The organism is Blautia sp. MCC283, assembly GCF_018785565.1.
GTDB lineage: Bacteria > Bacillota > Clostridia > Lachnospirales > Lachnospiraceae > Blautia_A.
The window spans coordinates 38813-46033 of sequence record NZ_WQQB01000033.1; the positions used below are offsets into that span (position 1 = coordinate 38813).

The 7221-nt window shown below is 41.4% G+C and carries 5 protein-coding genes; 4 read left to right on the forward strand and 1 reads right to left on the reverse strand.

From position 1 onward, the window contains the following. Positions 1-76: 76 nt before the first annotated feature. Complete coding sequence (locus GPK81_RS11840; protein WP_215707116.1) at positions 77-3598, reverse strand: DNA polymerase III subunit alpha; 3522 nt, start codon at positions 3596-3598, stop codon at positions 77-79. A 480-nt stretch (positions 3599-4078) separates the two neighbouring features. Here GPK81_RS11840 and GPK81_RS11845 point away from each other — a divergent pair, with 480 nt between their 5' ends. The 4 genes from GPK81_RS11845 to GPK81_RS11860 all read left to right on the forward strand — a co-directional run bounded on the left by GPK81_RS11845 (position 4079) and on the right by GPK81_RS11860 (position 6969). Next, a complete protein-coding gene (locus GPK81_RS11845) occupies positions 4079-5107 on the forward strand; it encodes a sigma-70 family RNA polymerase sigma factor (RefSeq protein ID WP_215707117.1) in 1029 nt (342 codons plus the stop codon). 1 nt (position 5108) lies between these two features. Further along, complete coding sequence (locus tag GPK81_RS11850; RefSeq protein ID WP_215707118.1) at positions 5109-5759, forward strand: GIY-YIG nuclease family protein; 651 nt, start codon at positions 5109-5111, stop codon at positions 5757-5759. 275 nt (positions 5760-6034) lie between these two features. Then, the gene (locus tag GPK81_RS11855; RefSeq protein WP_215707119.1) at positions 6035-6475 is read left to right on the forward strand and encodes a hypothetical protein; all 441 of its coding nucleotides are present in this window, start codon (positions 6035-6037) and stop codon (positions 6473-6475) included. Positions 6476-6489: 14 nt separating this feature from the next. Beyond that, positions 6490-6969 carry a hypothetical protein gene (locus GPK81_RS11860; protein ID WP_215707120.1) on the forward strand — a complete coding sequence of 160 codons (480 nt, stop codon included), beginning with the start codon at positions 6490-6492 and terminating at the stop codon, positions 6967-6969. Positions 6970-7221 lie beyond the last annotated feature (252 nt).

Below are 7221 nucleotides of genomic sequence, written 5' to 3' on the forward strand. Positions count from 1 at the left end.
AAATGGTAACCGCATTTTCAGTAACCGACCAATCTCTATCACAGGAAAAGCTGAGGAAACAAATCCCCAGCTTTTTTCAGATCAGATATTTTGCTTTCGTAACAGCAACATTCTCTTTTCCATAAATTCTTTTCAGTTCTTCTAAAGTTTCTTCATCAGCTAAAATATGGCTTCTAAGTACATCCTGCCTTTTCGAATCACAGTATGCAATATTAATTCTTGAAGATCCTCTGTGATGCAACACAATACTTTCTAAGGCAATTTTCCGTTTTTCAAAATCGGATTTGTTCTGAAAACGTATCCAGACAACACCAATCGTTTCGTCCAGAAAGAAAATATTGTCTGCCAGAACACTCGGCTTATCATCTTTGATACTTACCTGCCCGGTTACAACTACAGGACGGTCTTTTTCCAGCATCATAGCTAAATCGCAGTAAAGATTCGGAAACACTACCACATCCACTGTATTTGTTGCATCCTCCACGCCAAGGAACGCCATCGGCTTATTATCCTTTTTTGTGAAGATTGATTTACAGGATACGATCATTCCGGCAATCCTGACTTCCTGTCCGTCAGATACCATATAACTGCCTGTCTCTGTATTCTCTAAAAATGCGACGTTTTCTGTAATACGGTTCTGAAGCAGAATTTCTTTGTACTGGTCTAACGGATAACTGCTGATGTAAATACCAGTAGTCTCTTTTTCTTTTGACAGCAGTTCATTTTCCGGGTATTCCGGAAGGTTCCGAACCTGTTCCTGGGTGAGGATTTTCATATTCTCTGAGTTCTCATCAAAGAAGTCAAATAAGCTCATCTGACCGCTTATCTGTTTTTTATCCTCACTTCTTTTATTTTCCAGATATTTTTCGCCAGATTCGATCAGGGTGCGTCTGGTAAGATTTGTGAAATCCAATGCACCTGCTCCGGCCAGACTGTCCAGCATTTTTTTATCACATCCTGGAGTCCGGATAATAAAGTCGTAAAAGTCTTTATATGGACCATTGGTTTCCCGTTCTCCGATAATTTTTTTAAGAGGTGTAATGCCAACCCCTTTTATAGCTGCCAGTCCATAGCAGATGGAATTTCCAACGACCGTAAATTCTGTACTGCAGGTATTTAGGTCAGGTGACAGAAGCTGGTATCCTTTTTTTCGGTACTCACTGATGTAAATGGAAAGCTTATCTGTTTTATCCATGACAGAAGTAAGAAGACCTGCTGCAAATTCCAATGGGTAATGCGCTTTCAAATACGCAGTCTGCATGGAAACAGCAGCATAAGCGGCAGCGTGGGAACGGTTAAAGGCATATTTTGCAAAATCTACCATCTGGTCCCAGATCTGCTTTGCAATTTCTTCCTTGATTCCATTATTTACACAGCCGGCAATGTTTAATTCCGGATCCCCATAAATAAAACGGGGAGCTTCTTTGTCCATAATTTTTTGCTTCTTTTTCCCCATTGCCTTTCTTATCAGATCTGCCCGTCCCATGGAAAATCCGGCCAGTTTCCTTACTATGCGCATGACCTGTTCCTGAAAAACGATTACCCCGTATGTAGACTCCAGAATTTCTTCCAGTTTCGGAGTAAGGTAATGGATAGAAGAGGGATCGTGTTTTCCCTGAATATAGGTTGAAATGTATTCCATTGGACCAGGCCTGTATAAAGCAACACCAGCTATGATATCATCAAAACAGGTTGGCTTCAGTTTTTTCATGAAATCCTTCATCCCATCCGATTCCAGCTGGAACACGCCGTTTGTGTCACCTGCGGCAATCATTTCCAGGGCTTTCTTATCATTTAAAATTTCGTCCGCCCATAACGGGATTTCTATTCCATATTTTTCCTTGATTTCCTTCTGTGCCGTATCAATAATGGTAAGGTTACGGAGCATTAAAAGGTCTTTCTTCAGGTTTCCAAGATGTTCCGCGTCTGTCATATTGTACTGACATACCAGATATCCCGTTTCTGAATCCACGCCTACCGGAAACAATTCCTCACATGGTACCGGAGTCGGGATGTGCCCGCACGCATGGGTGGAAGGTGATTTTTTCGTTCCTTCCAGTTTCCGTGCAATATCCCATAATTTTTGGTATCCTGAATCAGAATTAATGAACTTTTGAAGTTCCGGATTTAATTCCCATGCTTTTTCCAATGTAATCTTAGGGTCTTCTGGAATAAGCCCGGCAATTTCCGCACCGACTGCCGGAGGATAACCAGCTACGCTGGCAATATCCCGGATAATTCCCTTTGCGTTCATTGCCATAAATGTCTGAATTTTCGCGAAATGATCCTTTCCATTGTCTTCCGCTTCAAACGCAACCACTTCATCCTTGTGGCTGTAATCGAAATCAACATCAATATCCGGCATGGATATTCTTTCTGGATTCAAGAATCGTTCAAACAGGAGATTGTACTTGATCGGATCAATATCGGTAATTCCGAGGCAGTAGCACATACGGCTTCCGGCTGCGGATCCGCGTCCAGGTCCAACCAGGACATTATGTTCCCTGGCCCAGACGATCGTTTTTCTGGTGTCAAGGAAATATTCCGCAAATCCCATCTGTTTGATAACCCCAAGCTCATATTCTAGGTCTTTTTTCGCTGTTTCCCGTTCTGGATGTCCTTTAGGGTAGCGTTTCTCCAAGCCTTTCCAGGCTTCATCCGACAAGTATCGGAAAAAATCCGTTCCATATTCTTTAGGGATATGCACCTTTGGCATCCGATAATCACCGAAAGTAAATTCGAAATTACATTTGTCCGCTATTTCCAAAGTGTTATCAAACGCTTCCGGAAGGGAAGGGAAGAGCTGGCGCATTTCCTGTTCCGTCATAACTGAGTAATCACCTTCGTATCTCATATGATCCGGATCATCAATTTTCTTCCTGGTCTGGATACATAAGAGATATTCATGTGCTTCCCGGTCTTCATGGTTCACATAATGGCAGTCATTTGTGCAGACCAGTTTAATTCCCATCTTTCTAGAAATCCGTACCAGTTCATTTGCGACAATTCCTTCTTCCCGGATCCCGTGGTTCTGGATTTCCAGGTAGTAATCATCCTGGAACATATCATGATATTTAGAAACAGCATATTCCGCCTGTTCCATATTTCCAGTTTGGATCCCCTGCTGAATGGCTTTCGGTACACGTCCAGCGAGGCAGGCACTCATGCAGATCAGCCCTTCATGGTATTTCTGCAGCAATTCAAAATCAATCCTTGGCTTATAGTAAAAACCCTCCGTATTTGAACGGGAGATAAGCCGGCATAAGTTTTTATAGCCGGTTTCATTTTTTACCAGAAGGATCAGATGATAATACCTGCTGTCATCTGTCCCGGATGATTTATCAAACCTGCTGCCAGGTGCTTCGTAACATTCACACCCAAGAATCGGTTTAATTCCCTGTTCTTTGCAGACATTATAAAAGTCTACAAGCCCGTATCCAACACCATGGTCTGTAATGGCACAGGCTGTCATCCCGGAATCTTTGACCTTTTTTACCAGATCCGGAATTTTGCTCATCCCATCCAGGAGGGAATACTCCGTATGTACATGGAGATGTACAAATCCTCTTTTTCCGTCTTTTTCATTTTTAGGTTCCATTTTGTTTTCGCTCCTTTCCTCATTAAAATCGCTCACACATAATATGTAATTTCAGAAAAGAGATGGTAAAAATGTGTCCCTAATTTCATGCTATTCTGGAGAAATTCGCACATATCAGATATGTAAATGTTAACAAAATATAAATTCAGGAGGAAAAATATATGCCAGAAAACTATATTTCTTATACATCAGAAGACCGGTGCTTATACTGCAATGAACTTATACCGGAAGGCAGAATGATATGCCCGTGCTGTGAGAAGAAACTCTGCAGCATAAAATCCCCCAAGAAGGAATCGAAGAATTCCATTTTCGCTTCTTTATTCAAAACTCTGCAACTCTAGAGCGTGTCACAAATTACCCGGCTGGATGCTGCCGGCTTCAGCCATGCAGAGCAGTCAGGCCTATTTTCTTATAAAAAACTGCTGAACATCTGGAAATCATACATATTAGAAATAAAGTAACAGAAATGGAGTGATCCAAATGATTAATAATACTGCAGAAATTAAATATGAAAATACTGACGAAGAACAGAATCTGTTTCTGGATGAAGAAACAGTAGAAGAGTTGGAAGAAGAAACAGAAGAGATGCTGAAAGAAGATGTGGAAGCAATCGCCTCCGATGCGTTAATTACAGATTCCCTGCGCATGTATCTTCATGAAATAGGCCAAATCCCGCTTTTGAACATGGAACAAGAAGCAGAACTGGCACAGGCCGTGGAACAGGGAGATAAGAGTGCCAGGGAAAAATTAACCACGGCCAATCTAAGACTGGTTGTATCCATTGCAAAAAAATATACCGGACATGGATTAGATATGGAAGACTTAATACAGTGCGGGAACATCGGCCTCATGACAGCCGTTGAAAAATTTGATTATACAAAAGGCTACAAGTTCAGTACTTATGCAACCTGGTGGATTCGCCAGGCTATCACTCGAAATATTGCGGACCAGGGACGTGACATCCGACTTCCGGTACATATGAACGAAAAGATATTCAAATACCAGTGGGCAAAAAGAATGTTTATACAGGAGAATAACCGGAACCCTACCACTTCTGATATTGCAAAAATACTGGAGTGGACGGAAGAATACGTGGAAAAGGTACAGAATCTTTCCATGATTCCAGCTTCCCTAAACGCAGCAGTAGGAGAAGAAGAGTCTTCGGAGTTAGGGGAATTTGTTATGGACCAGAATGCTACCAGTGCAGATGAAATTATCGAAAATTATGAACTCCGTAAAATATTGGATGAATTAATGTCCGGACTGACACCGAAAGAAAGAGGAGTACTTATTGAACGTTTTGGTTTAGATGACGGGGTACCGAAAACGCTTGAAGAGGTAGGCAAAATATACGGGGTTACCAGGGAGCGTATCCGGCAGATGGAAGTGAAGGCACTGCGGAAAATCAAGTATTCCAGGAAGGCTGTAATATTAAAAGGATATGTAAATGATAAGGTGCTTCTGTCCAGATATCATGATTATAAACAGCCTGCTGTGGCAAGAGGGTAAAATGGCTGCTGTAGAGCACTATGTATATAAGTACCTCTGGAACAACCAGGTCATTTATATCGGGAAAGTGGATTCCGACTTGCAAAGGCGAGTGGAAGAACATGCAAAAGAAGAAAAATTCCAGCCTTATCTGGATCAGTCTGACATTTTCTGTATTCCTCTTGTCAACCAGACGGAAACCACTTTTCTGGAGCTGTACTTAATCAACAAATACAAACCCATCCTGAATTTTGCCGCAAAATACGAAGGAATAAGCAATATTCAGGTGCAGGAACCTCCCTGGATTCCGTATTCAAAATATCTGGAAACAAAGAAGCGAACCTCTGATACTGACAAGCTGCAGAATATCCAAAAAGAAATCGTATTCTGGAAGCAGGTGCTTTCCCATTTGCAGAGTTCCATGGCAGCAGGACAGGAATCTCCTTCCCAGATGTTTCTCACATCCGTTATTTGTCCGGAACCGATTCCTGTTGGTTTCCTGGATTCTGAGGGAAAAGCAGTCAGTATCTTGTCCTTTTCCAGCAGGATTGGAAATACCGTATTCTGTTCTTTCCGAAAAATATCGGACAGCAGCATCATTTCCCTGAAAAAGCACCTGGGAAAGCTGCGTCAGACAGCACTTTTTCTGGATAATACTCTGAAAAGGATATAATTTTTTTCTACAGGCAGAGTACTCTGTCTGTATTTTTTTTTGCTGAAAGTCAAAGAAAATAACATATTAAAATTAAACGAAATGAGGTGAAAAACTTGGGAAAACAAGCGGAAACTTATAAATCCAGCAAAGACCTAGCCCAGTCCGTCTACAAGCAAACTAAGACAAGATATCCACAGTTCAAAATAGGTATCCTGCTGTGCCTCGTGTTATCTGGCGGTATCGCGTATGATATTTACAACCAGTACCTCTGGATAGCATTTGGATGCAGTACTATGAATATCGTGATACATGCCATTGTTTTCCTTGTCCTGGCAGCACTGATCGTCCTGTCAATTTTTTATTTACTGTCAGGAGGAAAGAGAGAACTGCTTCAAAAGCAGCGGGAATGCCTGTTTTTGTATGAAGACCATCTGATGATTTATTATCTTTTAGCCAAGGGAAAATATAAGGCAGTAAAAAACAACATTTATTACTGCGACATCCGCAGCATGGAATATGATGATAATAAAAAGAGAATCGTTATCAAATCGGACTGCCAGATTCAAAAAGCTGCAGACCTTACCGCAATGAAATCATCTGAAAATATCCAGCTTATTGAGAAAGATGGCTGTACAACCTATATTTACGCAAAGTATAACGATTTTGATGAGATTATGAAAAACATCGAAGAACTGTCGCTGAAAAAAATCCAAAGCAGCAGTGCATTATATTAAGAAAGGAGACCATTATGTTAACTGAAAAAGCCACAACCGGTTATCTGGCCGCAATCCTTCAGGAGAAAAATGTACCAGAAAAATTCGTCCCGGTTCTATCCGGCATACTTTCCAGATCTTATTACAACTCCGACGCTGGATGCATGGAAATTGTAGTTAATACTTATGTCAAAAAAGAAATCGCAAAAAAAGCAGGACTGAAAACCCCAAGCCCAGTTGGGAGTGGACTGAACAAATTTGTGGAATGTAATCTTTTGACCTGTGTGGAAAACGGTGTCTACCGTTTCCATCCAGCCTATTTTGGCTCACGTCCATGGGCAGAAGTACAAGAAATGCGTATCCAGAAATATTTCGGTATAAAAGAAATAATCCAGATTCTCGCAGTCTACGCAGACCAGACAGAAACACTGGATTGTCCAGCAGAACCAACTGAGGGCACAAAAGAGGGCAGTACCGAAGCACAAAATATATCAGAAGAAGAAATTTCTGAGTAAGAAAAAAGCCACCGCAGACACGGTGGCTTAAAATACGCTATTAAATAGTTCCGGTGAGTTTTGCAACCCCTTCCGGGTAAAGTTCATCAAACCAGAGCCAGATTTCGAACCGGTCAGTTCCGACCGGAAAATCAAGGAAGCAATCCTCGATTTCGTCATTGTCGTTGATTGGAATGAGACTGTGAGAAAAAGTCTGTAAATAAGATTCTTCTATGATATGCAAGGGTGGCAAGCCTGAAAATCAGGCTTCTC

Bases quoted from the DNA above. Each gene is read 5' to 3' on its own strand.
- GPK81_RS11840 (WP_215707116.1), bottom strand. From the start codon at position 3,598: ATGGAACCTAAAAATGAAAAAGACGGAAAAAGAGGATTTGTACATCTC.
- GPK81_RS11845 (WP_215707117.1), top strand. From the start codon at position 4,079: ATGATTAATAATACTGCAGAAATTAAATATGAAAATACTGACGAAGAA.
- GPK81_RS11850 (WP_215707118.1), top strand. From the start codon at position 5,109: ATGGCTGCTGTAGAGCACTATGTATATAAGTACCTCTGGAACAACCAG.
- GPK81_RS11855 (WP_215707119.1), top strand. From the start codon at position 6,035: ATGAATATCGTGATACATGCCATTGTTTTCCTTGTCCTGGCAGCACTG.
- GPK81_RS11860 (WP_215707120.1), top strand. From the start codon at position 6,490: ATGTTAACTGAAAAAGCCACAACCGGTTATCTGGCCGCAATCCTTCAG.